Annotated in this window: 23 protein-coding genes and 1 pseudogene; 10 read left to right on the top strand and 14 right to left on the bottom strand. The window is 53.6% G+C overall.

Going from position 1 to position 26,534, the window contains the following annotated elements:
• Window positions 1-67: 67 nt before the first annotated feature.
• On the bottom strand, window positions 68-349 hold the full coding sequence (locus ACS603_RS16035; RefSeq protein WP_014068527.1) for a YjcB family protein: 282 nt from the start codon (window positions 347-349) through the stop codon (window positions 68-70).
• Window positions 350-830: 481 nt separating this feature from the next.
• On the opposite strand from ACS603_RS16035, the gene ACS603_RS16030 reads away from it, so the two are divergent.
• Window positions 831-2,234 (top strand): diguanylate cyclase, encoded by a 1,404-nt coding sequence (locus ACS603_RS16030; RefSeq protein ID WP_474944567.1) that lies wholly within the window; start codon window positions 831-833, stop codon window positions 2,232-2,234.
• 339 nt (window positions 2,235-2,573) lie between these two features.
• Window positions 2,574-4,142: an EAL domain-containing protein gene (locus ACS603_RS16025; protein ID WP_315687591.1), complete on the top strand. Its 1,569-nt coding sequence runs from the start codon at window positions 2,574-2,576 to the stop codon at window positions 4,140-4,142.
• A 5-nt stretch (window positions 4,143-4,147) separates the two neighbouring features.
• Here ACS603_RS16025 and soxS read toward each other — a convergent pair whose 3' ends face one another.
• Window positions 4,148-4,474: a superoxide response transcriptional regulator SoxS gene (soxS, locus tag ACS603_RS16020; RefSeq protein WP_003860277.1), complete on the bottom strand. Its 327-nt coding sequence runs from the start codon at window positions 4,472-4,474 to the stop codon at window positions 4,148-4,150.
• 98 nt (window positions 4,475-4,572) lie between these two features.
• On the opposite strand from soxS, the gene soxR reads away from it, so the two are divergent.
• The 4 genes from soxR to ACS603_RS16000 all read left to right on the top strand — a co-directional run bounded on the left by soxR (window position 4,573) and on the right by ACS603_RS16000 (window position 9,478).
• Window positions 4,573-5,031 (top strand): redox-sensitive transcriptional activator SoxR, encoded by a 459-nt coding sequence (gene soxR, locus ACS603_RS16015; RefSeq protein ID WP_014068530.1) that lies wholly within the window; start codon window positions 4,573-4,575, stop codon window positions 5,029-5,031.
• Window positions 5,032-5,362: 331 nt separating this feature from the next.
• Window positions 5,363-6,034: a glutathione S-transferase family protein gene (locus ACS603_RS16010; protein WP_182063511.1), complete on the top strand. Its 672-nt coding sequence runs from the start codon at window positions 5,363-5,365 to the stop codon at window positions 6,032-6,034.
• A gap of 298 nt (window positions 6,035-6,332) precedes the next feature.
• On the top strand, window positions 6,333-7,682 hold the full coding sequence (gene ghxP / locus ACS603_RS16005) for a guanine/hypoxanthine transporter GhxP (protein WP_182063310.1): 1,350 nt from the start codon (window positions 6,333-6,335) through the stop codon (window positions 7,680-7,682).
• A gap of 149 nt (window positions 7,683-7,831) precedes the next feature.
• Window positions 7,832-9,478: a Na+/H+ antiporter gene (locus tag ACS603_RS16000; protein ID WP_182063311.1), complete on the top strand. Its 1,647-nt coding sequence runs from the start codon at window positions 7,832-7,834 to the stop codon at window positions 9,476-9,478.
• Between the two features lie 81 nt (window positions 9,479-9,559).
• Here the strand turns inward: ACS603_RS16000 and ACS603_RS15995 are convergent, their stop codons facing one another.
• Window positions 9,560-10,447, bottom strand: a complete 888-nt coding sequence (locus ACS603_RS15995) for a LysR family transcriptional regulator (RefSeq protein ID WP_182063312.1) — start codon at window positions 10,445-10,447, stop codon at window positions 9,560-9,562.
• 102 nt (window positions 10,448-10,549) lie between these two features.
• Between ACS603_RS15995 and ACS603_RS15990 the strand changes: the two genes are divergently transcribed.
• Together ACS603_RS15990 and ACS603_RS15985 are read left to right on the top strand one after the other, a co-directional pair.
• Window positions 10,550-10,960: a CidA/LrgA family protein gene (locus ACS603_RS15990; RefSeq protein ID WP_182063313.1), complete on the top strand. Its 411-nt coding sequence runs from the start codon at window positions 10,550-10,552 to the stop codon at window positions 10,958-10,960.
• Complete coding sequence (locus ACS603_RS15985; protein WP_014830302.1) at window positions 10,953-11,642, top strand: LrgB family protein; 690 nt, start codon at window positions 10,953-10,955, stop codon at window positions 11,640-11,642. The genes ACS603_RS15990 and ACS603_RS15985 overlap by 8 nt, the downstream gene beginning before the upstream one ends.
• A gap of 34 nt (window positions 11,643-11,676) precedes the next feature.
• Here ACS603_RS15985 and actP read toward each other — a convergent pair whose 3' ends face one another.
• The 3 genes from actP to acs all read right to left on the bottom strand — a co-directional run bounded on the left by actP (window position 11,677) and on the right by acs (window position 15,737).
• On the bottom strand, window positions 11,677-13,326 hold the full coding sequence (gene actP, locus ACS603_RS15980) for a cation/acetate symporter ActP (RefSeq protein WP_182063314.1): 1,650 nt from the start codon (window positions 13,324-13,326) through the stop codon (window positions 11,677-11,679).
• Window positions 13,323-13,637: a DUF485 domain-containing protein gene (locus ACS603_RS15975; RefSeq protein ID WP_182063315.1), complete on the bottom strand. Its 315-nt coding sequence runs from the start codon at window positions 13,635-13,637 to the stop codon at window positions 13,323-13,325. Before ACS603_RS15975 ends, actP begins: the two co-directional genes overlap by 4 nt.
• 141 nt (window positions 13,638-13,778) lie before the next feature.
• Entirely contained in the window at window positions 13,779-15,737 is a 1,959-nt protein-coding gene (acs, locus tag ACS603_RS15970; RefSeq protein WP_474944556.1) for an acetate--CoA ligase, read from the bottom strand.
• A 423-nt stretch (window positions 15,738-16,160) separates the two neighbouring features.
• Between acs and gltP the strand changes: the two genes are divergently transcribed.
• Window positions 16,161-17,474 (top strand): glutamate/aspartate:proton symporter GltP, encoded by a 1,314-nt coding sequence (gene gltP, locus ACS603_RS15965; protein WP_182063317.1) that lies wholly within the window; start codon window positions 16,161-16,163, stop codon window positions 17,472-17,474.
• A 54-nt stretch (window positions 17,475-17,528) separates the two neighbouring features.
• On the opposite strand, the gene ACS603_RS15960 is transcribed toward gltP, so the two are convergent.
• The 3 genes and pseudogenes from ACS603_RS15960 to fdhF form a co-directional block, all read right to left on the bottom strand.
• Window positions 17,529-18,203, bottom strand: a complete 675-nt coding sequence (locus ACS603_RS15960) for a tetratricopeptide repeat protein (protein ID WP_446491954.1) — start codon at window positions 18,201-18,203, stop codon at window positions 17,529-17,531.
• Between the two features lie 124 nt (window positions 18,204-18,327).
• Window positions 18,328-18,477 (bottom strand): annotated as a pseudogene (locus ACS603_RS15955) (Hok/Gef family protein); the annotation flags it as partial.
• A gap of 321 nt (window positions 18,478-18,798) precedes the next feature.
• Window positions 18,799-20,946: a formate dehydrogenase subunit alpha gene (gene fdhF / locus ACS603_RS15950; protein WP_474944555.1), complete on the bottom strand. Its 2,148-nt coding sequence runs from the start codon at window positions 20,944-20,946 to the stop codon at window positions 18,799-18,801.
• A 257-nt stretch (window positions 20,947-21,203) separates the two neighbouring features.
• Between fdhF and ACS603_RS15945 the strand changes: the two genes are divergently transcribed.
• On the top strand, window positions 21,204-21,935 hold the full coding sequence (locus ACS603_RS15945; protein ID WP_182063321.1) for a response regulator: 732 nt from the start codon (window positions 21,204-21,206) through the stop codon (window positions 21,933-21,935).
• Here ACS603_RS15945 and ACS603_RS15940 read toward each other — a convergent pair.
• The 5 genes from ACS603_RS15940 to ACS603_RS15920 all read right to left on the bottom strand — a co-directional run bounded on the left by ACS603_RS15940 (window position 21,932) and on the right by ACS603_RS15920 (window position 26,533).
• Entirely contained in the window at window positions 21,932-22,939 is a 1,008-nt protein-coding gene (locus ACS603_RS15940) for a carbohydrate kinase family protein (protein WP_182063512.1), read from the bottom strand. The two genes, ACS603_RS15945 and ACS603_RS15940, sit on opposite strands and share 4 nt — an antisense overlap.
• Window positions 22,936-23,796, bottom strand: a complete 861-nt coding sequence (locus ACS603_RS15935; RefSeq protein ID WP_182063513.1) for a ketose 1,6-bisphosphate aldolase — start codon at window positions 23,794-23,796, stop codon at window positions 22,936-22,938. The genes ACS603_RS15940 and ACS603_RS15935 overlap by 4 nt, the downstream gene beginning before the upstream one ends.
• Before the next feature lie 10 nt (window positions 23,797-23,806).
• A complete protein-coding gene (locus tag ACS603_RS15930) occupies window positions 23,807-24,493 on the bottom strand; it encodes a D-lyxose/D-mannose isomerase (RefSeq protein WP_259833976.1) in 687 nt (228 codons plus the stop codon).
• Between the two features lie 72 nt (window positions 24,494-24,565).
• Window positions 24,566-25,507: an ABC transporter substrate-binding protein gene (locus tag ACS603_RS15925; RefSeq protein WP_166718280.1), complete on the bottom strand. Its 942-nt coding sequence runs from the start codon at window positions 25,505-25,507 to the stop codon at window positions 24,566-24,568.
• A gap of 30 nt (window positions 25,508-25,537) precedes the next feature.
• Window positions 25,538-26,533, bottom strand: a complete 996-nt coding sequence (locus tag ACS603_RS15920; protein ID WP_474944554.1) for an ABC transporter permease subunit — start codon at window positions 26,531-26,533, stop codon at window positions 25,538-25,540.
• Between the last annotated feature and the right edge of the window lies 1 nt (window position 26,534).

Below are 26,534 nucleotides of genomic sequence, written 5' to 3'. Positions count from 1 at the left end.
CATAAAAAAACCTCGCAAATGCGAGGTTTTTTTATTGTGCTCATCAGCACCCGCAGGAATTACTCTGTCAGGTAATCACCATCGGCCAGTCCGGCGGGGTGTGGCTCATTGCTTCAACCATGACGACTTTCACATTTTCCCAGATGGTTGCGATATCCAGCAGAGTGATGCCAAGCAAGCCCGTTGCAAACCAACATGCTGCGCCCAGTCCCAGCACGGTGCTGATCACTGCAAGGCCAGCGTAGTCAGATTTACGAAATTGAATGTTCAGCGTGCTGGCTAAAAACATCAATACCGCACTGAACAACGGCCAGCGCAGGAGAACCATGCTGGTGGTAATGGTTGCCATAAACCTATCCTCGAAAAGCAGACGAACGACTGAAACAGTGTTTTGAGTTACATGATATGTGTGAACTATATCACACTTGATGTTTTATTCGCCAGTATCAGGAAGATGAAAAGAGGGGCAGGTATAGACACGAGATATGCTTCAGAACGTAAAGTGAAAATATATCTTTGCAGGCTAATGATGAGCTTTTCCCGCTCTTTTTAATAAATTCATTGAGATAGCAAAACCTCTGCAATATTTCATTAGTTGTATAATGTTTACAGCATAAACCCTATAGATTATGCTTGAGTGGACAAATAAATGTACTCGTAGCTAATAATTCAGGTTTTTGAATTTTTTGGTTTTTTTCTGTTGCGTATCATTTTCATTACACACAGAGTGTTATTTAATTATTCTGAATTTTTATTCAGTAATTAACGGTTTTTTTGAATCTGAATATATGTTGCGGTCGGTCTATCATTTAATGACCTGCGAACAAATGATGAAAGAAAAACGACGCGATATTGTTAATGACAGTATGCAGGCGCTGCACGCACTGGCTAAGCTTATGCCACTGCTTAATTCTCAGTGCTCTTTATCGGAAATGCTGGACACCATTAACCGGGTTTTAGGTTCAACACTTGCCTGGGTCAGCGTTGATGACGATGACGGATTGCAACGGGTAGTGTGTGCAGGTGACGTCACCTGTCACTCTTTCGAAGTGACTGATTTTCTTGCCAGTACCTCGCTGCAACGCCATCACCGATCGTGGCGGGTGGTGTACTGGAAAGAGCATATCGGCCGCACGCTTTTTCCTCCTCAGCACCCGGGCTACACGCAGTTACAAAGCGGTGTTTTATGCAAACTCTCTTCACACGACTGGCGCTGTAGCGGTTATTTCTTTTTAGCGTTTGATGAACGACTCAATTCTCTCCCTATCCTCAAAAATATCGTGGTGGTACTGGTTGAGAAGCTAAAAGACTATTTTGAAGAAATTATTGCGCGAGAAAAAACAGCGCAAGAAATGCAGCGGGTTGTCACGCAGTATAAAACCTTGTTCGAGCGGGCCCCGGTGCTAATGAACTCCTTCGACAAACACAATCGTTGTGTATTGTGGAATGCGGAATGCGAAAAAGTGTTTGGCTGGAGTATGGCGGAGGTCGCCGCACATTCCGATCCGTTGGTACTTTTCTATCCTGATCCTGAAGAGCGCCGGCGGGTGCGGGAGTCTGTGCATGTTTCCCCCCTTAAAGACATGTATGAGTGGCATCCTCTGCGCAGAGATGGGATGCAGCTGACTATCTTGTGGTCTAACATTCTGTTACCCGACAACTCGATTCTGAATATTGGTCTGGACATTACCGAGCGGAAAAAAGCAGAGCAGCAGCTGGCGGTTAAGGCCACCACTGACGATCTCACCGGCTGTTTTAACCGTTCAGCGATTTTGCAGCAGCTTAAATCGGCGCTGGCGGCGAATTCGCGACAGGATGCAGACAGTCACTTTTGTGTGCTGATGTTCGACCTGGATTATTTTAAGCAAATCAACGATGAGTGGGGACATCTGGTTGGCGATGCCGCACTGATCCATTTTTGCGACCGGCTACGGGAGTTAAGTCCGACAGGTTCTGCACTTGGGCGAGTGGGTGGCGAAGAATTTTTACTTTTGCTGGCGCGAACTGACGGTGATGCTGCAACTCGGCTCTCCAACCAGTTACGTCACATATTGAAGACAAAACCCCTGATTGTCGGCGACAGAAAACTGGAGCTCGCGTTTAGCGCGGGTGTTGTGGAGGTGGGGCAGGGTCAGCGTGATGCCTCGACATTACTCACGCGAGCAGATAAAGCATTATATGATGCGAAGCGTGCAGGAAGAGGAAAAACAGTGCTGGCTTCTGATTATTTATAAATCGAATCAGGGATGACTTGCCACCAAATAGGATAAAATTGCATGCTCAACTTGTTCTTTTTTCATGCTGCCAATAGTTTAGCTTAATCACCGATCCTCTGTTGTGTTATCTTAAAACCTCCCGCTCAGACTGGATAATTATTTTCCTTAATAGAAACGGAACGAATACTTTCAGTTTGGCTTACGGGAGAATATTATCGGCATAACGAAAATTAAGATTTTTAATACTAAAAGTCAGTTGCTAACTTCGCATGATTCATGCAACGTAATCACCTGTTTATCAAAGCATCCGGCCTTCATTACTACAGGCGTACAAAATGCAGGGATATAGGGCGGGAAATGAATCGTAGCGCACGGCGCAAGATGCTAAGGGTGGTAGGGATCATCATGGTAGTTCTGCTACCGGTGATGCTTGCGCTATGGTTTGCCCAGCTAAGAGCCGTAACAGAAACAAGTGCCCAATTACGAACATTTGCCGAGCTGGCGTTAGATAAAACAGAGCTTGTAATTCAGCAGGTTGACCTGGCGCGTGATGACGCTGAAAAATATCGGGGTAAATTGTGTACGCCTACACATCGTCAATATATGTTGAACGTTGTGCGTGGTCGTTTGTTCGTCGCTGATTTAATTTATGCCGAAGGTCAGAATTTTCTTTGTTCGACAGTTCTTACGCCTGAACAACCCTACTTAATATCCTCCGCCAATTACAAACGCAAACCTGATGTTGCTATCTATTATTATCGTGATACGCCATTTTTTACCGGTTATAAAATGACGTATATGCAGCGCGGGAATTATGTCGTCGTGGTCAACCCACTTTCTTACAGCGAGGTGATGTCGGCCGATCATTCGCTGGCGTGGGGAGTATATGACACCGTCACCAATGCATTTTTTTCAGTCAGCGCGCAGGCCAACGTTTCATTATTAAATTCGATGATTCGACATAAGGAATCGACATTTCAAAAAGATGAGCGTTTTTACACGATTGTAAATTCCGAAAAACGCCCTATTGCCGCCATCGTCTCGACATCGAATAAACGTTTTTATGAAACGCTCTATCACCAGGCAACCCTGACGCTGCCGCTGGGGATGATTTGCAGCATTATTATACTGCTGGTGTGGTCACGTACGCATCGTGAGCTCAATTCACCTGGACGATTGCTGCACCGGGCGCTGAATAAGCGCCAGTTGTGCGTTCATTATCAACCCATCATTGATATTAAAAATAACCGCTGTGTGGGTGCGGAAGCCCTGCTGAGATGGCCTGGATTTAACGGTCAGATAGTGATGAGCCCTGCGGATTTTATTCCGCTGGCCGAAAAAGAAGGGATGATTGAACGCATTACCGATTACGTCGTTGAAGAGGTCTTCAGCGATCTGGGTAATTTCCTTGCCGCAAATCCCCATCTTTATATTTCGATTAACTTATCGGCTGCGGATTTCCACTCCTCGCGTCTGATCGCCCTGATCTCGGATAAGGCCCGCTTCCACTCGGTTCGCGCACAGCAGATCAAAATCGAAGTAACAGAACGTGGCTTTATCGATGTTCCTAAAACGACACCGGTTATCCAGGCGTTCCGCCAGGCGGGTTATGAAGTGGCTATCGATGACTTCGGTACAGGCTACTCGAACCTGCATAACCTCTATTCCCTGAACGTCGATATCCTCAAGATTGATAAATCTTTCGTCGACACGCTGACAACTAACAGCACCAGCCACCTGATTGCAGAGCACATTATCGAAATGGCGCAAAGCCTGCGCTTAAAAACCATCGCGGAAGGGGTGGAAACGGCAGAGCAGGTGAGCTGGCTGTTAAAGCGTGGCGTGCAATATTGTCAGGGATGGCACTTCGCGAAAGCGATGCCGCCGCAGGAATTTATGACCTGGCAGCAGCAACCTTTGCACTAAACGCATTAATTCAACTGATGGCGATAATCGCTCGGCGTGCGGTCGAACTCGCGACGGAACACGCGGGAAAAGGTCTGTTGCGACACATAACCCAGATCCATGGCGATATCAAAGATAGGCCGTTGCGTAGAGCGCAATGCCTGCGCTGCCAGTAGTAGCCTGCGCTGACGTATGTAATCGCCCAGCGTTTGATGCATGACTGTGCGGAACATTCTCTGTAAATACCATTTCGAATAGCCCGACTTCTTAGCGACCACATCAATGTTCAACGGTTGGTCGATATGTTCATCAATCCATTCAATAAGTGTCTGAATAATCTGCTGATGCGACATAAGGTTTCCCCTCTGTAGATACAACTATCTCTGTTGATTCGTCGTTTTCTCTGCGGGGGAGTATAATTCCTCAAGTTAACTTGAGGTAAAGAGGTTTTATGGAAAAGAGATTACCGCGCATCAAAGCGCTCTTAACCCCTGGAGAAGTGGCAAAACGAAGCGGTGTGGCGGTATCGGCGCTCCACTTCTATGAAAGCAAAGGGTTAATTAAAAGTATTCGTAATGGCGGGAACCAGCGTCGTTACACCCGCGATGTGCTCCGTTACGTGGCCATTATCAAAATTGCGCAACGAATCGGAATTCCCCTGGCCACCATTGGCGATGCATTTGGCGTTCTGCCGGAAGGACACACACTGAGCGCAAAAGAGTGGAAGGAGCTTTCCTCCCAGTGGCGTGATGAACTGGACAGGCGCATTCATACCCTGGTGGCATTGCGCGATGAACTGGACGGCTGCATTGGCTGCGGATGTCTATCACGCAGTGATTGTCCGTTGCGTAACCCGGGAGACAAACTCGGCGAGCAGGGGACAGGGGCGCGCTTACTGGAAGAGGATTGAGGAGATGTGCAGCCTGTTTGCCGGGTAAGGCGCAGCCGCAACCCGGCAAAAACACCGCACCCTATAAAGAACTAAAGCGCCACATAAAGGGCGCTTTAGTTTTTCCCGGTCTTTGTCTTTCACTCTATCCCGCTGGTTCACGGGAGGGTTTCCCCCGACATCAGCACCCCTCATGTCGAGCTAGTTGGGGAGGTTCCGGATTGTGCTGACACTTTAATTCTATGCAAGGAGCTGATTTTCGCCAGCGATTGAGTTCACTTTTTAGCCAAATTATTTTCGCTGTGTTATTCAATTTTCTATAGTTAAACAGTGTGAATCACAGGAGAACATGATGCTCACCGTACACCATCTTAATCAGTCGCGTTCGCAGCGTGTGATTTGGGCGCTGGAGGAACTCTCTCTGCCTTATCAGATAGTTCGCTATCAGCGCGAAAAAAACATGCTGGCACCTGCAGCGCTTCGGAAAGTACATCCGCTGGGTAAATCCCCGGTGATTGAAGATAACGGGCTGATTCTGGCAGAGTCGGGAGCCATTCTGGAATATCTCCAGGAAACCTATGACGCAGAATTTCAGTTTAAACCGCGAGATCCTGCGCATAAGGTGCAATACCGTTTCTGGCTGCACTACGCAGAAGGTTCTCTTATGCCGCTGCTGTTGATGAAGCTCGTTTTTGCAAGCCTTGGAAAACCGCCTATCCCGTTTGGCCTGCGGGCCCTGGGTAAGGTACTGGGGCAAGGTGTACAAAAGGCCTGGCTCAATCGACAGCTGGAAACACACGCGCGCTATATCGAATCTTATCTTAGCGAAAATAGCTGGTTTGCCGGTGAGCACTTCAGCATGGCCGATATTCAGATGAGTTTTCCGATTTTTGCGCTGCTGGCGCGAGGTGGCGTTGAAAACCTGCCGCATATTCATGCCTGGAAGAAAAGGGTGGAAATGCGCCCGGGATGGCAGCGTACACTCGAACAAGGCGGGCCGTTCGATATTCCAGGTGAAGGCTGAAATGTTACTAAATTGCGCATAGACGATAACGTTTGCGCATCCTCTGGTTAATTCTTCAGCGTCATAAGGTAATTTTAGTGAAAAACGAGAAAGTTAAGTTGAAAAGGGCGGTGATTAGGCTAGATAATCGTTTGCCTTAACTTGACCACCCGTTTTGTAAGCGCGGAGCTAAACGTTTGCTTTTTTTGTGACGCCCCTATTCGTCACAAACGTAGCACAAGGATTTGACGTTTTGCTGGCAGTGGAGTCTCCACCACGTTTACGGACTTTCTATAAAAACTCTCAGGGGATGTTTTCTATGTCTACGCCATCTGCGCGTACTGGCGGTTCACTTGACGCCATGTTTAAAATTTCTGCACGCGGCAGCACCGTGCGCCAGGAAGTCGTTGCCGGTCTGACAACGTTTCTGGCGATGGTTTATTCCGTCATCGTTGTGCCGGGGATGCTCGGTAAAGCGGGCTTCCCGCCAGCGGCTGTTTTTGTTGCCACCTGCCTCGTGGCCGGTGTCGGCTCCATCGTGATGGGCCTGTGGGCGAACCTGCCACTGGCCATCGGTTGCGCCATCTCTCTGACCGCATTTACCGCATTCAGCCTGGTTCTGGGTCAACACATCAGCGTACCTGTTGCGCTCGGCGCCGTGTTCCTGATGGGTGTCCTGTTTACGGTGATTTCCGCAACCGGCATTCGTAGCTGGATCTTGCGCAACCTTCCGCACGGTGTGGCGCACGGTACGGGTATCGGTATCGGCCTGTTCCTGCTGCTGATCGCGGCTAACGGTGTAGGTCTGGTTATCAAAAACCCACTGGACGGCCTGCCGGTTGCCCTGGGTCACTTCGCCAGCTTCCCGGTTATCATGTCTCTGATTGGCCTTGCGGTGATTATCGGTCTGGAAAAACTGAAAGTCCCGGGCGGTATCCTGCTGACCATTATCGGTGTTTCCGTTGTTGGCCTGATTTTCGATCCGAGCGTTCATTTCTCCGGTATCTTCGCCATGCCATCCCTGAGCGATGACAAAGGCAACTCCCTGATTGGCAGCCTGGATATCGTTGGTGCGCTGAACCCGGTGATCCTGCCAAGTGTACTGGCACTGGTGATGACGGCGGTGTTTGATGCCACCGGTACCATCCGTGCGGTAGCAGGCCAGGCGAATCTGCTGGACAAAGACGGCCAGATTATCGATGGCGGCAAAGCGCTGACCACCGACTCCCTGAGCAGCGTCTTCTCAGGCCTGGTGGGTGCCGCGCCAGCAGCTGTGTACATCGAGTCCGCAGCGGGCACGGCGGCAGGCGGTAAAACCGGCCTGACAGCTATCACCGTTGGTGTGCTGTTCCTGCTTATCCTGTTCCTCTCCCCACTTTCCTACCTGGTGCCTGCGTATGCAACGGCACCGGCGCTGATGTATGTCGGCCTGCTGATGCTGAGCAACGTGGCTAAAATCGACTTTGCTGATTTCGTCGATGCCATGTCAGGCCTGATTACGGCGGTGTTCATCGTGCTGACCTGTAACATCGTTACCGGCATCATGATTGGTTTCGCATCGCTGGTGATTGGCCGCCTGGTGTCCGGTGAGTGGCGTAAGCTGAACATCGGTACTGTGGTCATCGCCATTGCACTGGTCGCGTTCTACGCGGGTGGCTGGGCGATTTAAGTTGTCGATATATGCGAAAACGGGTGGCTTTGGCCGCCCGTTTTTATTTTCGGAACACACATCGTTGCCAATTGCGTTACTCTCTGGAAGATAGAATAGAGGCACGACGCCTTCCGTAGTACACAAGAATCATCGCAAACAGGGAACGCATGGAAATCTTTTTCACAATACTCATCATGACCCTTTTGGTCTCGCTATCCGGGGTGGTCACCCGCGTACTGCCCTTTCAGTTACCCCTGCCATTAATGCAAATTGCTATCGGTGCGCTGCTGGCATGGCCGACCTTTGGTTTACACGTCGAGTTCGACCCGGAGTTGTTCCTCGTGCTGTTTATCCCGCCGCTGCTGTTTGCTGATGGCTGGAAAACCCCGACGCGCGAATTCCTGGAGCACGGGCGAGAGATCTTCGGCCTGGCGCTGGCGCTGGTGGTGGTGACGGTGGTGGGGATAGGGTTCCTGATTTACTGGGCGGTGCCGGGTATCCCGCTGATTCCGGCCTTTGCGCTGGCGGCGGTGCTGTCGCCAACCGATGCCGTGGCGCTGTCCGGCATTGTAGGTGAAGGCCGTATTCCGAAGAAAATCATGGGCATTTTGCAGGGTGAGGCGCTGATGAACGACGCCTCCGGTCTGGTCGCCCTGAAATTTGCCGTGGCCGTTGCGATGGGCACGATGGTCTTTACCGTCGGCGGCGCGACCCTGGAGTTCTTTAAGGTGGCCATTGGCGGTATCCTGGCAGGCTTTGTGGTGAGCTGGCTGTATGGCCGTTCACTGGGCTTTCTCAGCCGCTGGGGCGGTGATGAACCTGCTACGCAGATTGTTCTGCTGTTCCTGCTGCCGTTCGCCTCCTATCTGATTGCTGAACATATTGGCGTGTCGGGCATCCTCGCGGCGGTTGCGGCAGGGATGACCATCACCCGCGCGGGCGTAATGCGCCGTGCGCCGCTGGCGATGCGTCTGCGTGCGAACAGTACCTGGGCGATGCTGGAGTTCGTGTTTAACGGCATGGTATTCCTGCTGTTAGGCCTGCAACTGCCGGGCATTCTGGAGTCTTCACTGGTGGCGGCAGAAGCCGATCCCAACGTCGAAACCTGGATGCTGTTCACTGATATCGTGCTTATCTACCTTGCGCTGATGCTGGTCCGTTTTGGCTGGCTATGGACGATGAAGAAATTCAGCGTGCGCTTCCTGACGAAAAAACCGATGGAGTTCGGGTCGTGGACCACGCGTGAGCTGCTGATTGCCTCATTCGCCGGGGTGCGCGGGGCGATAACCCTTGCTGGTGTGCTCTCCATTCCGCTGTTGTTGCCGACTGGCGATGTCTTCCCGGCCCGTTACGAGCTGGTGTTCCTGTCGGCGGGCGTGATCCTGTTCTCGCTGTTTGTCGGCGTGGTCATGCTACCGATCCTGCTCCAGCATATCGACACGGGGGATTCGACTCAGCAGCATAAAGAGGAGCGTATTGCCCGCGCAGCAACGGCAGAAGTGGCGATTGTCGCGATCCAGAAAATGGAAGAACGACTGGCATCAGATGCCGAAGAGAACATCGACAACCAGCTGCTGACGGAAGTGAGTTCACGCGTTATCGGGAACCTGCGCCGCCGTGCCGACGGGCGAAATGATGTGGAAAGTTCGCTACAGGAAGAGAACCTGGAGCGCCGCTTCCGACTGGCGGCGTTGCGTTCAGAGCGTGCCGAACTTTATCACCTGCGCGCCACGCGTCAGATCAGTAATGAGACGCTGCAAAAACTGCTGCACGATCTGGATCTGCTGGAAGCGCTGTTGATAGAGAATCAGTAGCGCTGTTTTGCCGGGTGGCGGCTTCGCCTTACCGGGCCTACGGTTCGAACGTAGGCCCGGTAAGCGCAGCGCCACCGGGCACTATTCAGACCGCACCCAAAACCCCTCGCAGCACTTCAGCCACGCCTGCGCGCTGTGCGACAAATAGACCCCTTCGCGCCAAATCATTCCTAGCTGCCAGTGCAAATCACTTTCCAGCGGGATCCAGCGCAGGGTGTTTTTATCCAGCCGCTCGCAGATAGGCTGCGGCAAAATCGCAATCCCCACGCCTGCCTGAACCATTGCTGCCAGAAAGTCCCACTGACCGCTACGCACCGCAATACGCGGTTTCACATTGTGCTGGTTAAACAGCGCCATCAGCTGACGGCTTAGGGCAAAATCTTCGTTGTAAATAAGCAGCGGGTGCTCGCCCAACAGTTCGGGTTTTACCGAGTCTATCTTCAGCCAGTCGCCGGAGCGCGGCACCAGCACGCACAGTGGGTGGCTAAAGAGCGGCAGGGTTGCCAGCCCGCTCTCTTCTTCGACGGGGAGCGCGGTCATCGCCACGTCCAGTTCACCGTTGGTGACGGCCTGCTGCACGGTTAAACCGCCGAATTCGGAAATTTTCAGCTCCACGCCCGGGTAGCGCTGGCGGAACAGGCTGATCGGCCCGGCCATCATCATCCCCACCATGGGCGGGATGCCCAGACGCAGCAGCCCGCTCGTCAGATGGTTGATATCACCAAGCTCCGCTTCCAGTTGGCGAAACTCCGCCAGGATAGCCAGCCCGCGCTCAAACACCACGCGTCCGGTATCGGTCAGCAGCAGCTTGCGGCCGTCGCGAATAAGCAGCGTACAATTCAGTTCATCTTCGAGATTTTTCAGCATCTTGCTGATGGTAGGTTGGGTGACAAATAACTTCTCCGCTGCGCGGGTAAAACTTTGCTGACGAACCACTTCGACAAAATAGCGCAGCGTTCTTATGTCCATGATTATTCCTCGAAACTATACATTTGATGATTTTAATTCATTTCAGTCCATTACGTGTGGTCACTATACTGGCGCTTCATCTCATTTTTGAGGAAATCACCCATGGCCGTGGCGTTAAGTCGTGTTACGCCTGCCGTTGTGCAACGACTTCAGGTACCGGTTCAGGTACTGCTCTATGCCGCACTGTTTGTTTTCGCGGAATATCTTGTCGGCTGGCTGCATCTGCCGCTGCCTGCCAATCTGGTCGGTATGGTGCTGATGCTGACGCTCATTCTTTGCCGCGTTGTTCCCCTTAACTGGGTCCGCGCTGGCGCACGCTGGCTGCTGGCGGAAATGCTGCTGTTCTTTGTCCCGGCGGTGGTGGCGGTGGTGAACTACGCGCAACTGCTGATGGTTGACGGCTGGCGTATTTTTGCTGTTATCGCCCTGAGCACGTTGATGGTGCTGGGTGCGACGGCCTGGGTAGTGGATAAAGTCTATCGGTTTGAAATCAGCAGGCAGAAGCATGACTAACTTTCAGATAAGCGTGCTGTGCCTGATTGCCACCCTGGTTATCTACTTTGCCAACAAGCGTCTGTATCGGCGTTTTCACGCCCTGCCGCTGATGCCACTGGTGTTCACGCCGATCCTGCTGGTGCTCATGCTGGTGTTCGGGCACATCTCCTGGCAGAACTACATTGGTGAATCCCACTGGCTGCTGTGGCTGCTCGGCCCGGCGACTATCGCTTTTGCGGTGCCGGTGTACGACAACCTGGCGATCATCAAACGCCACTGGATGTCGCTGAGTGCGGGTGTGATTACCGCCACGGTGGTGGCGGTGTGCAGTTCGGTCTGGCTGGCGCGGCTGTTTACCCTGCCGGATGAAATTCAGCGCAGCCTGGCCGTGCGTTCGGTAACCACACCCTTTGCGCTGGCGGCAGCCAAACCGCTCGGTGGGCAGCCGGATCTGGTGGCGTTGTTTGTCGTCGTCACCGGGGTCTTCGGCATGGCGGTAGGCGATATGCTGTTTCTGCGCTTGTCTATCCGCGAAGGGATGGCAAAAGGGGCCGGGTTTGGCGCGGCTTCGCACGGTGCGGGAACGGCGCGTTCTTACGAACTCGGTCAGCAGGAGGGCGTGGTCGCAAGCCTGGTGATGATGCTTTCGGGTGTGGTGATGGTGCTGATTGCGCCGCTGGTGGCATGGGTGATGTTCTGACATCCCCGGCCAGATGGCCGGGGAAGAGAGCAGGTTAGTGCGCGCGGCCTTGTTCGACGCCCAGGCCGGTTTGGGAACGGATAAACTGGGCGCGGAATTTCTCGCGCTCCAGGTTGCCTTCCGGTGAATTATCGGTTGCGGAGAAGGCCCAGATACCGATAAACGCCACGGCGATAGAGAACAACGCCGGGTACTCATACGGGAAGATAGCTTTCTCGTGACCGAGGATCTGCACCCAAATCGTCGGGCCGAGGATCATCAGGATCACCGCCGTCAGCAGGCCCAGCCAGCCGCCAATCATCGCTCCACGGGTGGTCAGTTTTGACCAATACATAGAGAGCAGGATAATTGGGAAGTTGCAGCTTGCCGCAATCGAGAAGGCCAGCCCCACCATAAAGGCGATGTTCTGTTTCTCGAACAGAATGCCCAGCAGGATAGCCACCACGCCCAGTACCAGCACGGTGATTTTGGAGACTTTCAGTTCATCTCGCTCACTGGCCCCTCTACGGAACACGTTGGCATACAGGTCATGCGATACCGCCGAAGCACCTGCCAGCGTCAGCCCTGCAACTACCGCGAGGATGGTGGCAAAGGCCACGGCTGAGATAAAGCCGAGGAACAGGTTACCGCCTACCGCATCCGCCAGATGTACCGCTGCCATGTTGTTACCACCAATCAGCGCGCCCGCAGCATCTTTAAACGCCGGATTTGCCCCCACCAGCATGATGGCGCCAAAACCAATGATAAAGGTCAGAATGTAGAAATAACCCATAAAACCGGTGGCATAGAAGACACTCTTACGCGCTTCGCGGGCATCTGACACCGTGAAGAAACGCATCAGGATATGCGGCAAGCCCGCGGTACCAAACATCAGACCCAGACCGAGAGAGAGCGCCGATATCGGGTCTTTCACCAGCCCACCCGGGCTCATGATCGCTTCCCCTTTCGGGTGTACCGCCATCGCTTCTTTAAACAGGTTATTGAAGCTGAAACCGACGTGCTTCATGACCATAAAGGCCATAAAGCTTGCGCCGAACAGTAACAACACGGCTTTGATGATTTGTACCCAGGTGGTCGCGAGCATTCCGCCGAACAGCACATACATCACCATCAGCACGCCGACCAGCACCACCGCAACGTGGTAGTTCAGGCCGAACAACAGTTCGATAAGCTTGCCTGCACCCACCATCTGGGCAATCAGATACAGCGCTACAACCACCAGCGATCCGCAGGCAGAAAGGATACGAATCGGGCCTTGTTTCAGGCGATACGATGCCACATCAGCAAAGGTGAAACGTCCGAGGTTACGTAAGCGTTCGGCAATCAGGAACAGAATGATTGGCCAGCCCACGAGGAAGCCGAGGGAATAAATCAGACCGTCATAACCAGAGGTGTAAACCAGCGCCGAGATCCCAAGGAACGATGCGGCAGACATAAAGTCCCCGGCAATCGCCAGCCCGTTCTGGAAGCCTGTAATGTTGCCGCCCGCGGTGTAGTAATCATTACGGGAGCGTACGCGTTTTGACGCCCAGTAAGTGATATAGAGCGTCAACAGCACGAAAATCAGGAACATGATTATCGCCTGCCAGTTGGTCGGCTGGCGTTGTACTTCGCCGGTAATAGCATCGGCTGCGTTTGCCGCAAAGGGAAGTGTGGTGGCAAGCGCCGTCAGGACTCGCTTCATGATGCTTTTACCTCACGCAGTACTGCTTTATTAAGACGATCAAACTCGCCGTTCGCGCGCCAGACGTACACGCCGGTCAGCACAAACGAAATGACAATCACGCCAATGCCAATAGGGATCCCGCGGGTGACGCTGGTACCCTCATGTAGCGGGGTGCCGAGCCAGTGCGGGGCAAAGGCGATAAGCAGAATAAAGCCGACGTAAATAATCAGCATGATGAGGGAAAGAAAGAAGGCAAACCGTTGCCGTTTATCGACGAGCTCCCTGTAGTGCGCACTATTCTCTATCTGCTGACAAATATCGTTATTCATCACAGAGTCTCCAGAGTTTTGTAGGGTAGGTGTTTGTAGTTATTCCCTCTCCCTTGAGGGAGAGGGTTAGGGTGAGGGGGTAAGGTGCGGTCTGATGCCCTCACCCCGGCCCTCTCCCACAGGGAGAGGGAGAAAACAGCATTACGATGGCATTGCGATGGCCTGCTTCTCTTCGAGCAGTTTTTCCACCACGCCTGGATCGGCGAGCGTAGAAGTATCACCGAGGTTACTGGTGTCACCTGCCGCGATTTTACGCAGAATACGGCGCATAATTTTGCCGGAGCGGGTTTTCGGTAGCGAGTCCGTCCAGTGCAGTACATCCGGTGTGGCAAGCGGGCCAATCTCTTTACGTACCCAGTTTCGCACCTCGGCATACAGCTCTGGCGACGGCTCTTCACCGTGGTTCAGCGTAACGTACGCGTAAATCGCCTGACCTTTAATGTTATGTGGGATACCCACCACGGCAGCTTCGGCAATCTTCGGATGCGACACCAGCGCAGATTCAATCTCCGCCGTACCCAGACGGTGACCGGAAACGTTCAACACATCGTCCACGCGTCCGGTTATCCAGTAGTAACCATCTTCATCACGACGTGCGCCGTCGCCGCTGAAATACATGTTTTTAAAGGTGGAGAAATAGGTCTGCTCGAAGCGCTCGTGATCGCCGAACAAGGTACGTGCCTGACCAGGCCAGGAGTCGGTGATGACCAGGTTACCTTCGGTTGCTCCTTCAAGCGGATGACCTTCGTTATCCACCAGCGCAGGTTGTACGCCGAAGAATGGGTTGGTTGCCGAACCCGCTTTCAGCTGGGTCGCACCCGGCATCGGGGTGATCATGAAGCCGCCCGTTTCGGTCTGCCACCAGGTGTCCATCACCGGGCATTTCTCGTTACCGATTTTCTTCCAGTACCACTCCCAGGCTTCCGGGTTGATGGGCTCACCCACGGAACCGAGAATGCGCAGGGAAGAGCGGTCAGTACCTTCGATGGCTTTGTCGCCTTCCGCCATCAGCGCGCGGATCGCCGTTGGCGCGGTATAGAGGATGTTGACCTTGTGTTTGTCGACCACCTGGCACATACGCGCCGGGGTTGGCCAGTTCGGTACGCCTTCAAACATCAGGGTCGTGGCGCCGCAGGCCAGCGGGCCGTACAGCAGGTAGCTGTGCCCGGTGACCCAGCCCACATCAGCGGTACACCAGTAAATGTCACCCGGGTGGTAATCGAACACATATTTGAAGGTGGTTGCTGCATAAACCAGATAGCCGCCAGTGGTATGCAGCACGCCTTTTGGTTTACCGGTAGAGCCAGAGGTATAAAGGATAAACAGCGGGTCTTCCGCGTTCATCTCTTCTGGCTGGTGCTGGTCGCTCGCGTTTTCAATCAGATCGCTCCACCACAGGTCGCGACCCTCTTTCCAGTCGATCTTACCGCCGGTACGCTTAAGCACCACAACGTTGCTGACGCTTTTCACGTTAGGGTTTTTCAGCGCTTCGTCGACGTTTTTCTTCAGCGGAATACTGCGACCGGCGCGCACGCCTTCATCGGCAGTGATCACCAGTTTAGAATTTGAATCGACAATGCGACCGGCAACCGCTTCTGGCGAGAAGCCGCCGAAGATAACGGAGTGAATGGCACCGATGCGCGCACATGCCAGCATGGCCACCGCCGCTTCCGGCACCATCGGCATATAAATAGCCACGACGTCGCCTTTTTTAATACCCTGCTCCAGCAGCACGTTAGCAAAGTGGCACACGTCGCGGTGCAACTCTTTATAAGTAATGTGTTTGCTCTGAGAGGCGTCATCGCCTTCCCAGATGATGGCCGTCTCGTTCCCACGTTCGGCCAGGTGGCGATCCAGACAGTTCGCCGCCAGGTTCAGCGTGCCATCTTCATACCATTTAATTGAGACATTACCTGGCGCAAAGGAGGTGTTTTTCACCTTCTGATAAGGTTTGATCCAGTCAAGGATATGACCCTGTTCACCCCAGAAGAGATCAGGGCTGGAGACGGATTGCTGATACTTCTCGTGGTACTGCTCCGGGGTGATCAGGCATCGGTCCGCAATGTTTGCGGGAATGTCGTGTTTATGTATTTGGCTCATGGCTTTTTTTCTCCTTGTAAGATGTTAATAATATGTCTCAAAAACGTTAATTGTAGGGGCTTTACAAGCTTTGTTTATTATTTGGGCGGCAGATCACGCATTGTTTGAATAGTGTGAAAAATGAGCGAATGAAACTTTGAAGGGAAATAATTTAGTTGAAGGATTATTCACATTTGTGCAGAAAAAAGCGTTTTTATAACAAAAGGTTATTTATAAGAATTATTACAAATTAGCGTCATAGCCCTTTTTTGTAGTGAAAAGCCTCGTTCTTTAAGGCTTGCGCAGGATGCCGTACAAATGATACTCATACGCCGCGTTAAAAAATCCCATAAACCAACGCAACACAATTCATACCCTTTCAGTATGTCTCCATATTCATGCAGTTTTGGTGAACTGGATGCTTCATTGAGGAAGTCTGTTTCTATGAAAAACGTTAAAGTCAGCCTGGCCTGGCAAATCTTGCTAGCCCTTGTGCTGGGTATCCTGCTGGGTAGTTACCTCCATTATCATAGCGAGAGCCGCGAGTGGCTGATTGCGAACCTGCTCTCTCCGGCAGGTGATATTTTTATTCATCTGATCAAGATGATTGTTGTACCTATTGTTATCTCTACGCTGGTAGTTGGCATTGCGGGCGTGGGCGATGCAAAACAGTTAGGCCGCATCGGCGCGAAAACCATCCTTTATTTCGAAGTGATCACGACGATAGCCATTATCCTGGGTATCACCATGGCGAATGTCTTCCAGCCGGGCTCCGGGATCGACATGTCGCAACTGGCGACCGTGGATATTTCGAAATACCAAAGTACGACCGCGGATGTGCAAAGCCATGCCCACGGGCTGATGGGGACTATCCTGTCGCTGGTGCCGACCAACATTGTGGCATCGATGGCGAAAGGTGAAATGCTGCCGATCATCTTCTTCTCTGTGCTGTTTGGGCTGGGGCTCTCTTCCCTGCCAGCGACGCACCGTGAACCGCTAGTGACGGTATTCCGCTCTATCTCTGAAACCATGTTCAAAGTCACCCACATGGTGATGCGCTATGCGCCGGTAGGGGTGTTCGCGCTCATCGCCGTCACGGTAGCGAACTTCGGTTTTGCGTCACTGTGGCCGCTGGCGAAGCTGGTTATCCTGGTGCACTTCGCGATCCTGTTCTTCGCGCTGGTGGTGCTCGGGATTGTGGCGCGTATCTGCGGGCTGAGTATCTGGATCCTGATCCGTATTCTGAAGGATGAGCTGATTCTGGCATACTCCACCGCCAGCTCTGAAAGCGTGCTGCCGCGTATTATCGAGAAGATGGAGGCTTACGGTGCGCCAGCTTCTATTACCAGCTTCGTGGTGCCGACCGGTTACTCCTTTAACCTGGATGGCTCAACGCTGTACCAGAGTATTGCCGCCATCTTTATTGCACAGCTGTACGGTATCGATCTCTCGCTGTGGCAGGAAATCGTACTGGTGCTGACCCTGATGGTGACCTCAAAAGGTATCGCAGGCGTGCCGGGTGTTTCATTTGTGGTGCTGCTGGCAACGCTGGGGAGCGTTGGTATTCCGCTGGAAGGCCTGGCGTTTATCGCCGGTGTTGACCGTATCCTCGACATGGCGCGTACGGCGCTGAATGTGGTGGGTAACGCGCTGGCGGTACTGGTTATTGCCAAGTGGGAACACAAATTCGACCGCAAAAAAGCGCTGGCGTATGAACGCGAGGTGCTGGGTCGTTTTGATAAGACGGCTGACCAGTAATATAACGTATTCTTCCCTCTCCCCTTTGGGGAGAGGGTTAGGGTGAGGGGAAAATTACTCCCCGCTCAACGCGTCAAACTCTTCACACCCCGTATCAAACCCTTCGGAACAACTCAGGTTTAACCAGTAAAGCGCCTTCTGTTTATTCGGTGTGATAAAGCCTTTTTCGCCCTGCTGGAACAGCATTCCCGCCCAGTATTCGGCATAACCGGTGCGCGACAATGATGAACTGCGTTTGAACCAGGAGGCCGCTTTTACATCGTCCTGAGCCACTTCAACGCCGTTGGCATAAATCAGCCCCAGCAGCAGTTGGGCGTCGACTGCGGAGTCGTTATCAATATCTTCGGTGGCTGTTTGCAGCAATTTGATGGCCTGTGGGTAATCGGTTTTGCCCGCCTGGGTGTTCACCAGCACGCGCGCCAGCATAATTGCACCGCGCTTACTGCCCGCAATGGTGGCCTGCTGGGCCAGCGCTTTGGCATGCGCGTAATCGCCCTGGGTAAACTGGATTTGGGACAGTAACGCCATCGCATCGATATCCCCGCCTTTTGCCGCTTTCTCTGCCCAGAACGTGGCCTGCTTGCTATCGCCAGAACTGAAGTAAGTATCGGCCAGATAATACTGGGCATGGGCATCACCGGCCTCGGCTTGCTCTTTGTATTGGCTGCCAATTTCATCTGCGTAAGCGAATGACGTAATAAGGAACAACAACAGAAAAAGTGGTTTCATGGATCGTTATCATCTGGGTACATGGCGCGCAGTATAATCGTGCGCACAAAATAAAAAAACGGGTGCATTAAGACCTCAGCATCCGACAAGCCGGGCGGAACAGATGTTCCGCCCGATGAGGCCTGCCTGCGAGGCAGGCTAATTTCGCCGCCACCTCCTGATGTTCACTCTTTATTGTCAGCTCGCACAACCTGCCGCGATTAATAAAGGTAAAAATCACTATGGTCAGGCAGATAATAAAGACAATGCCTAACACAGTTTTTAATGGCGTCATGCCTTTTACTCCTTGTGTAAAAAAGAATAAGAGGCTACTCTCAACCTGTTGGTTGTTGAGGGGTAGCCTCGGGTGAATGAAAATTTCCCGGGGCTTTCCACTTTCTGTCCCTCAACAATGCTCAAGACAGAAAGTCTTAAGCACCCGCTGCACATCTTATCTCTCTGAAATAAAATGCAAAGATGTAATTCTTTTTCGCGGAAATTACATTATTTCTGCGAAACGTATTCCGTAATGAATATTGATAAAATAAATATTTCTATTTGAAATAAAAAAGGGGTGAATAGATCACCCCTTTTATTCACCGATTAATTAACGGCTTCACCCCATAGCACTTTCACGCAGACGGGCTTTCAGCTTGTTATATTCGTCGATGACATACTGTTCGGCAGCATGTTGATCGACAATCGGCTCTACGCGTACGGCGCAGTATTTATACTCCGGCGTTTTGGTTATCGGACTTAAGTTTTCCGTCACCAGTTCGTTACAGGCACCGATCCACCACTGGTAGGTCATATAGACCGCCCCTTTGTTGGGTCGATCGCTGACCTGCGCGCGGGTGATGATGCGGCCTTTGCGTGAGTTCACCCACACCAGCGCTTCATCCTGAATGCCAAGACGTTCAGCGTCGGCGGTGTTGATCTGCGCATAGCCAGGTTCATCCGCCAGGGCGGCCAGAGCAGCACAGTTGCCGGTCATCGAACGACAAGAGTAGTGGCCCACTTCACGCACGGTGGAGAGCACCATCGGATACTCATCGGTGAGTTTATCGATTGGCGCCACCCAGTCGCAGGTGAAGAACTGTGCCAGCCCGTTCGGGGTATCGAATTTCTCCTGGAAGAGATACGACGTACCCTGATCGGCTTCTGACTCATCGCGGCATGGCCACTGGATATACCCCAGTTCACCCATTTTTTCATAGGTGGCCCCGTAGAAGTCCGGGCACAGATGACGCAACTCGTCCCAGATTTCCTGGGTGTTGTTGTAGTGCATCGGATACCCCATCCGGGTGGCGATTTCGCTGATAATCTGCCAGTCGGTTTTCAGGTCCCACTTCGGCTCTACCGCTTTAAAGAAGCGCTGGAAGCCACGGTCTGCCGCCGTATAGACACCTTCATGCTCGCCCCATGACGTAGACGGTAAAATCACATCCGCCGCTGCCGCGGTTTTGGTCATAAAGATATCCTGGACAATCACCAGCTCCAGATCCTCAAATCCTTTACGTACCGCAGACAGCTCGGCATCGGTCTGGAGTGGATCTTCACCCATGATGTAGGCCGCACGCACTTCGCCATGCGCCGCGCGGTGCGGCAGCTCGCTGATGCGATAGCCAGTGTGCTCAGGCAAGCTTTCCACACCCCAGGCCTTCGCAAACTTGGCGCGGTTTTCCGGGAACTTCACGTACTGATATCCCGGATAGGTATCCGGCAGCGCGCCCATATCACACGCACCCTGCACGTTATTCTGGCCACGCACCGGGTTCACGCCGACATGCGGCTTGCCAAGGTTGCCGGTCAGCATGGCGAGGCTCGTCAGGGAGCGCACGGTTTCCACGCCCTGATAGAACTGGGTCACGCCCATTCCCCACAGAATGGCGGCGGTTTTTGCTGCCGCGTACATCCGTGCTGCCTGGCGGATCTCCTGCGCGCTGACGCCGGTTACCGCTTCGACCGACTCTGGCGTATAGCCTTCGACAATTTTACGATACTCTTCAAAGCCTTCCGTACGGGTGGCGACAAACGCCTTGTCGTACAGATTCTCCTCAATAATGACGTGGCCCATCGCATTCAACAGCGCGATATTCGAGCCGTTTTTCAGTGCGATGTGCATATCCGCAATGCGCGCAGTTTCAATTTTGCGCGGATCGCAGACGATGATTTTCGCCCCGTTGCGTTTCGCGTTAATCACGTGGTTCGCGACGATAGGGTGAGAATCCGCCGGGTTGTAGCCAAAAATAAACACCAGATCGGTGTTATCTATCTCGTTAATCGCATTACTCATTGCGCCGTTACCGACCGACTGGTGCAGACCTGCAACCGATGGGCCGTGTCAGACGCGAGCGCAGCAGTCGACGTTATTGGTACCAATAACGGCGCGCGCGAATTTTTGCATTACATAGTTGGTTTCATTACCGGTCCCGCGTGATGAGCCGGTAGTCTGAATCGCATCCGGGCCATACTTGGCTTTGATGGCGCTCAGGCGCGTGGCGACGTAATCCAGCGCTTCGCTCCAGGAGACGGATTCTAGCTTGCCACCGCGTTCGCGGCGGATCATCGGGGTTTTCAGGCGCGGGGTCAGGATCTGGGTATCGTTAATAAAATCCCAGCCGTAGTAGCCTTTCAGGCACAGCGTGCCCTGGTTGGTTTTCCCCTGTGCCGCCTCCGCCCGTACGATTTTACCGTTATCGACCACCAGGTGGATCTTGCAACCTGAGGCACAATAAGGGCAAACCGTGACGACTTTTTTCATCGCTTTTGCTCCAGTTAAACAGTTCTTTTGCACCTATTATGCAGCTTCTATGCCATGTTTTTATTGTGGGTATCCCCAGACTTTACGGCCTATTTCTGGACAAAACGCTGACGAAAAACAGGCAATCGTCAAAATTGACGTGTCGAAGGGGCGGGGGATGTGACCTGGATTGAAATTCCATCACGAAAAAATAGATTTGGCTGGAGCCGATTGCAGAATGGATCAGACTTAACTCTACACCTCTGATGGATGATGCGATGAAACCGGCGATTCTGGTGGTTGATGACGATACCGCAGTGTGCGAACTGCTACAGGACGTGCTTAACGAGCACGTCTTTACGGTGTTGGTTTGTCATAACGGCCAGGACGCCCTGAGCCTGGCGCAGCTTGAACCCAACATTGCGCTGGTATTGCTGGATATGATGTTGCCGGATATCAACGGCTTGCAGGTGTTATTGCAGCTACAGAAATTGCGCCCGGAGCTACCCGTCATCATGCTGACGGGGCTTGGCAGTGAATCCGATGTCGTGGTTGGCCTGGAGATGGGCGCTGACGATTACATCGGTAAGCCGTTTAATCCACGTGTGGTGGTTGCGCGCGTTAAAGCCGTGCTGCGCCGTACTGGCGTGTTGGCAACCGAAGCCGCCGCCCCGCGCGCGCCGGGGATTGCCTTTAATGGCTGGACGCTGGATACCACCCGTTGTGAGCTGAGCGATCCGCAGCGCAATACCGTGTCGTTAACGCAGGGTGAGTATGGTCTGCTGCTGGCGCTGACGCAAAACGCCCGCCGGGTACTGAGCCGCGAACAACTTCTTGAGCTTACCCACAGCGAAAGTGCCGAGGTGTTTGACCGCACTATCGATGTGTTGATTATGCGTCTGCGGCGCAAAATCGAGGCCAACCCGCACCAGCCTGCGCTGATTAAAACCATTCGCGGGCTGGGCTATGTCTTTGCCACCGATGTTTCTCACAACGAAAAAGCCGCTTAACGGTTCTCTTTAATAAACACCTGCAACTCTGTCAGCGTCTTTGCGCCATCAATGGCGTTGGCGGCCATCAGGCTTGCCCGCGCGCAGGCGTGGGCCAGATAAATACTCTCAGCCAGCGGCAGTGATTCATGGCAGCCGTATAAAAAGCCCGCGCAAAACGCATCGCCTGCACCCACGCTGCCAATAATCTCCTCTTGTTCCAGCATCCATGACGGGATCCAGCGACCCGCTTCACCCGGTACTTCTCCCCAGGCGCCTTCCGGGCAGTGGATCACCACGCGCTGCCTGACGCCAGCCGCCAGTAATTGCGCAGCCGCTTCGGCGATGTGGGCGATATCCGGGGCATCGTTGCTGTCGCGCATCTCCAGGCCACTAAACTCGCCGGCTTCAAGTTCGTTAATCACCAGATAGTCGAGATGGCGCAGGGCAGGGAGCACCAGCGGCTGATAGCGCGGGTCGCCCTTACGGGAGACGAGATCGAGCGAGGTTTCATATCCCTGGTCGCGCATCTGTGCCAGCAGGCGTGCGCTGCGCGTGCCAAATTCATCGTCCGGCATATCCAGGCTATCGAGCAGCAGCAGATACCCCAGATGGAAGATTTTCATCGTGCCATCAAGCCGGTCGAAAGCGGGGAGATCCAACAGACGGTTTGCCCCTGGCGAGTGAAAGAAGGTGCGCTGCCCGCTGGGGTCGGTCATCACCTGCGACATCGAGGTGGGGGCAAAAGTGGTGCGTTGTACGCGCTGGCGGTTGACATGATACTGGTCGAGCATCGCCAGAATATAATCCCCGTCGCCATCTTCGCCAATCAACCCCACCGCCTGTAAAGGCAGGCCGACATGCATTTTCGCCAGCGTCAGTAGAACGTTCAGCGGCGCGCCGCCGGTTGAGCGCTCGCTGTGGGTGATTTCCGCCAGCCAGCCGCGCTCCGGCCATTGCACTATCTGGTGAACATGATCCACCAGCATATTACCTGCGGCGATGATCCCTTTGCGTTCCATTATGCCTGCCCCGCGCTGCCGAAGATGCGCATCTGTTCGGCCACCGTGTCGGTTATCGCCTCTTCAATGCCCAGCAGCAGCTCGGCAAACTCGTCATACAGCGGCTGACGGTGCGACATCCGGTGTTCCACCGACGCCAGTGCTGCCTGCGACATGCCGGTATAGAAATTGATTTTGTGGATCCCCAGTTCGATGGCGCGGCGGAAGTCGGCATCGCTAATGCCAGAGCCGCCGTGCAATACCAGCGGCAGACCGGTTTGCTGGCGAATGGCATCCAGACGGGGAAAATCGAGTTTGGGCTCGCCTTTGTATTTGCCGTGCGCATTGCCAATAGCCACCGCCAGCGCGTCGATGCCGGTCAAATCGACAAATTCGCGCGCCAGGTGCGGATCGGTAAAGAAGGCTTCATCCGCATGGCCATACAAAGCTCCGCCTTCATCGCCCCCCACGGCACCCAGCTCCGCTTCAACGGAGACCCCCACCGCATGACACATCTTCACCACTTCCCGGGTCTGGCGGATGTTTTCTTCGTAGCTCAGCGTGGAGCCATCGAACATCACCGAGCTGAATCCTAAGCGCAGCGCACGCACTACTGCCTCATAATGCAGCCCGTGATCGAGGTTAAGCACCACGGGGATATCGTGTCTGGCGGCCTCGAATTTGACCGCTTCAACAAGCGAATCCAAAGACACATATTTAAAATGCACTTCCGCGATGTTGATGATAAAAGGCGACCGCTCCTGTTTTGCTGCGGCAAACAGCGCGCGCAGGAAGTGGGAGTCGAGAACGTTAAACGCACCCAGCGCGTAATGGTGTTCCCTGGCGTGCTCAAGACCGTCGGCAAGAGAAATTAATGGCATCATTCACTCCTTAAATCCGAAACAGGTTGTATTCGTTGCACAGCACCAGCACTGCCGGTTCGTCTTCTTCGATATTGTTGTAGCGGGCGACTGGCTGTAAAAAGTGATTGTCGTGTTCATCGTCATTGACCGACGACACTTCGCCGACCAGCACATCACCAAAGCCGCGCTCGCCCCAGAAACTGTGGTACAGGCCGGGCGTCAGGCAGATGCTCTCCCCTGGTGCCAGGCGCAGCTGGCTGCCGGGTGCGTGGGTCTGAAGGCAGCCATCGATTGTCACGGTAACGTCGGTGTTTTCCGTTTCTTCATGCGCGCCGGCGTTCCATAACTCAATAATCAGATTGCCACCGCCGCGATTAATGATGTCCTCGCGTTTACGCCAGTGAAAATGCATGGGTGTAACCTGGCCGTCGCGTACGTGCATGATTTTTTCGGCATAGCATTTTTCATACGGCACGCCGTTGGGGGAGCCGTTGCGCAGCGTAAACAGCGTTAACCCCTGAGCGGCAAAGTTGTTACCGCCAAACGCGGTTACATCCCAGCCGAGCTTGAGGTCGAACACTTCACGCCATGCGCCCTGGTCGAGCTGTTGCCATTGCGTTGGCGGGAAGCTGGCAAAGGGTGGCAGGTGAACATCGTGCATGGAAAAGAACTGCCGCGTATGGCCGAGGATTTCGTTGATTTCGGAGCGTTTCATGAGGACTCCTTGAAAACAGTTCCCTCTCCCGGTGGGAGAGGGTTAGGGTGAGGGCATCAGGCCGCACAACCGTTACTTAACTGTCCATCCCTTATACGTACCGACGTTCTTTTTATCGATCATCGTCACCGGGATCAGCACAGGCTCTTTCGGCGCAGGTTTGCCCTGTAGAATGTCATAGCCGATTTCTACCGCTTTTGCCGCCATCACCTGTGGATCTTGTGCCGGGGTCGCCACAAACAGGGAATTTTCCCGTTTCAGCGCCTCTTCACCATCTGGCGAGCCGTCCACGCCGACGATAAAGAACTCACTGCGTTGCGCCTGTTTCGCTGCCAGATCGGCCCCGATCGCCGTAGGATCGTTAATCGCGAACACGCCGTCGATCTTCGGATTGGCGGCCAGCAGGGAAGTCATTACCTCCAGCCCGCCTTCACGGCTGCCTTTGGCGTTCTGGTTGTCTGACAGCACTTTGATATCCGGGTGGCGCTTAAACTCGGTCTGGCAGCCTTCCACACGGTTTTGTACCGCAGAAACCGGTGGTCCGTTGATGATAACCACATTGCCTTTGCCTTTGAGGCGATCGGTGATGTACTTACAGGCCATTTCCCCCGCCTGGGTGTTATCGGAGGTGATCGTTGCATCTGCCCCTTCCGCCGCCACGTCAACCGCCACCACGACGATCCCGGCATCTTTCGCGCGTTTTACCGCCGGGCCGATCCCTTTAGAATCCGCCGCGTTGAGGATGATCATGTCGACTTTTGCAGCGATAAAGTTATCAATCTGCGCCACCTGCTGACCCAGATCGTAACCGCTGGAAACCAGCGTCACTTTCACGTTATCACCTGCCAGTTTGCGCGCTTCCAGCTCGGCACCTTTGGTTATCTGCACGAAGAACGGGTTAGCCAGGTCACCCACCGTTACGCCGATGGATTTCAGGTCTTTTGCCTGCGCAAATGGAGCTGCGGCAAGCAGTGCGCCAGCACAGAGCGCGGTCACTAAGGGCTTCAATCTCATGCTGTATTCCTCACTCGTAGGGTTTTGTTGTTATGCACTTTGATGGTGTCGGGTACGGTATTTGTCGATCAGCACCGCAATGATGATCACCGCCCCTTTGATCACCAGTTGCCAGAAATAGGAGACGCCCATCAGCGTCATGCCGTTGTTAAGCGTCGCGATGATCAATGCGCCCACCAGCGTGCCGGTGATCGTACCGATCCCGCCGACAAAACTGGTGCCGCCGAGGATCACCGCGGCAATCGCGTCCAGCTCATAGCCCATGCCTAAGTTGCCGTTGGCGCTGTAGAGTCGCGATGCGCTCATCACCCCGCCTAAGCCCGAAAGCAGCCCGCTCATGCCATACACAAACAGCAGCACCATCCACACCTTGATACCGGTTAAGCGTGCCGCCTGCATATTGCCGCCCACTGCATAGATATGAACGCCCAGTGTGGTCCGGCGCAGGATGAACCAGCAAATTGCGATGACGGCCAGCGCGATCACCACCAGCCACGGCACGGGGCCGAGATAGTTATTACCGATCCACTCGAAGTTGATGTTCGAGTTGATAACCGTTGTACCGTCTGCCAGCAGATAGGCTGCGCCGCGCAGGGCCGTGTAGGTTCCTAGAGTAACGATAAACGGCGGTAGCCCGGCAAAGGCCACCAGCGCACCGTTGAATAACCCCAGCACCATACCCAGCATCAGCGCCGCCGGAATCGACAGCATCGCGAATTCAGGGATAAGCGACACCACCATGGCCGCCACCGCCGTGGTGCCCAGAATCGACCCCACGGAGAGGTCAATCCCGCCGGTTAAAATGATGAAAGTCATCCCCGCCGCCAGCACAATGTTGATAGACGCCTGACGGGTAATGTTGAGCAGGTTACTTTCGGTGAAGAAGTTAGGCGCGATAACGCCAAATACCGCCACAATCAGAATTAATATCGGCAAAATACCGATCGTTTGCATCAGATCGCTCATCAGCATTTTTTTGGCGGAGGCGGATTTCGCCACCTGTTGCGGATTGGTTGAATTGGTCATG

The organism is Enterobacter sp. Li2LvB3, from assembly GCF_056156645.1.
The sequence above is the reverse complement of the archived record's forward strand: the minus strand, read 5'-3'. Positions and strand labels throughout refer to the sequence as shown.

What these genes read in the sequence shown, in the direction of transcription:
- ACS603_RS15925 (WP_166718280.1), bottom strand. Translation starts at nt 25,507, where the DNA reads ATGAGATTGAAGCCCTTAGTGACCGCGCTCTGTGCTGGCGCACTGCTT.
- ghxP (WP_182063310.1), top strand. Translation starts at nt 6,333, where the DNA reads ATGTCTACGCCATCTGCGCGTACTGGCGGTTCACTTGACGCCATGTTT.
- ACS603_RS15960 (WP_446491954.1), bottom strand. Translation starts at nt 18,203, where the DNA reads ATGAAACCACTTTTTCTGTTGTTGTTCCTTATTACGTCATTCGCTTAC.
- soxR (WP_014068530.1), top strand. Translation starts at nt 4,573, where the DNA reads ATGGAAAAGAGATTACCGCGCATCAAAGCGCTCTTAACCCCTGGAGAA.
- ACS603_RS15920 (WP_474944554.1), bottom strand. Translation starts at nt 26,533, where the DNA reads ATGACCAATTCAACCAATCCGCAACAGGTGGCGAAATCCGCCTCCGCC.
- acs (WP_474944556.1), bottom strand. Translation starts at nt 15,737, where the DNA reads ATGAGCCAAATACATAAACACGACATTCCCGCAAACATTGCGGACCGA.
- ACS603_RS16010 (WP_182063511.1), top strand. Translation starts at nt 5,363, where the DNA reads ATGCTCACCGTACACCATCTTAATCAGTCGCGTTCGCAGCGTGTGATT.
- ACS603_RS15945 (WP_182063321.1), top strand. Translation starts at nt 21,204, where the DNA reads ATGAAACCGGCGATTCTGGTGGTTGATGACGATACCGCAGTGTGCGAA.
- ACS603_RS15990 (WP_182063313.1), top strand. Translation starts at nt 10,550, where the DNA reads ATGGCCGTGGCGTTAAGTCGTGTTACGCCTGCCGTTGTGCAACGACTT.
- gltP (WP_182063317.1), top strand. Translation starts at nt 16,161, where the DNA reads ATGAAAAACGTTAAAGTCAGCCTGGCCTGGCAAATCTTGCTAGCCCTT.
- actP (WP_182063314.1), bottom strand. Translation starts at nt 13,326, where the DNA reads ATGAAGCGAGTCCTGACGGCGCTTGCCACCACACTTCCCTTTGCGGCA.
- ACS603_RS16030 (WP_474944567.1), top strand. Translation starts at nt 831, where the DNA reads ATGAAAGAAAAACGACGCGATATTGTTAATGACAGTATGCAGGCGCTG.
- ACS603_RS15935 (WP_182063513.1), bottom strand. Translation starts at nt 23,796, where the DNA reads ATGCCATTAATTTCTCTTGCCGACGGTCTTGAGCACGCCAGGGAACAC.
- ACS603_RS15995 (WP_182063312.1), bottom strand. Translation starts at nt 10,447, where the DNA reads ATGGACATAAGAACGCTGCGCTATTTTGTCGAAGTGGTTCGTCAGCAA.
- ACS603_RS16000 (WP_182063311.1), top strand. Translation starts at nt 7,832, where the DNA reads ATGGAAATCTTTTTCACAATACTCATCATGACCCTTTTGGTCTCGCTA.
- ACS603_RS15975 (WP_182063315.1), bottom strand. Translation starts at nt 13,637, where the DNA reads ATGAATAACGATATTTGTCAGCAGATAGAGAATAGTGCGCACTACAGG.
- ACS603_RS16035 (WP_014068527.1), bottom strand. Translation starts at nt 349, where the DNA reads ATGGCAACCATTACCACCAGCATGGTTCTCCTGCGCTGGCCGTTGTTC.
- ACS603_RS15985 (WP_014830302.1), top strand. Translation starts at nt 10,953, where the DNA reads ATGACTAACTTTCAGATAAGCGTGCTGTGCCTGATTGCCACCCTGGTT.
- soxS (WP_003860277.1), bottom strand. Translation starts at nt 4,474, where the DNA reads ATGTCGCATCAGCAGATTATTCAGACACTTATTGAATGGATTGATGAA.
- ACS603_RS15930 (WP_259833976.1), bottom strand. Translation starts at nt 24,493, where the DNA reads ATGAAACGCTCCGAAATCAACGAAATCCTCGGCCATACGCGGCAGTTC.
- ACS603_RS16025 (WP_315687591.1), top strand. Translation starts at nt 2,574, where the DNA reads ATGAATCGTAGCGCACGGCGCAAGATGCTAAGGGTGGTAGGGATCATC.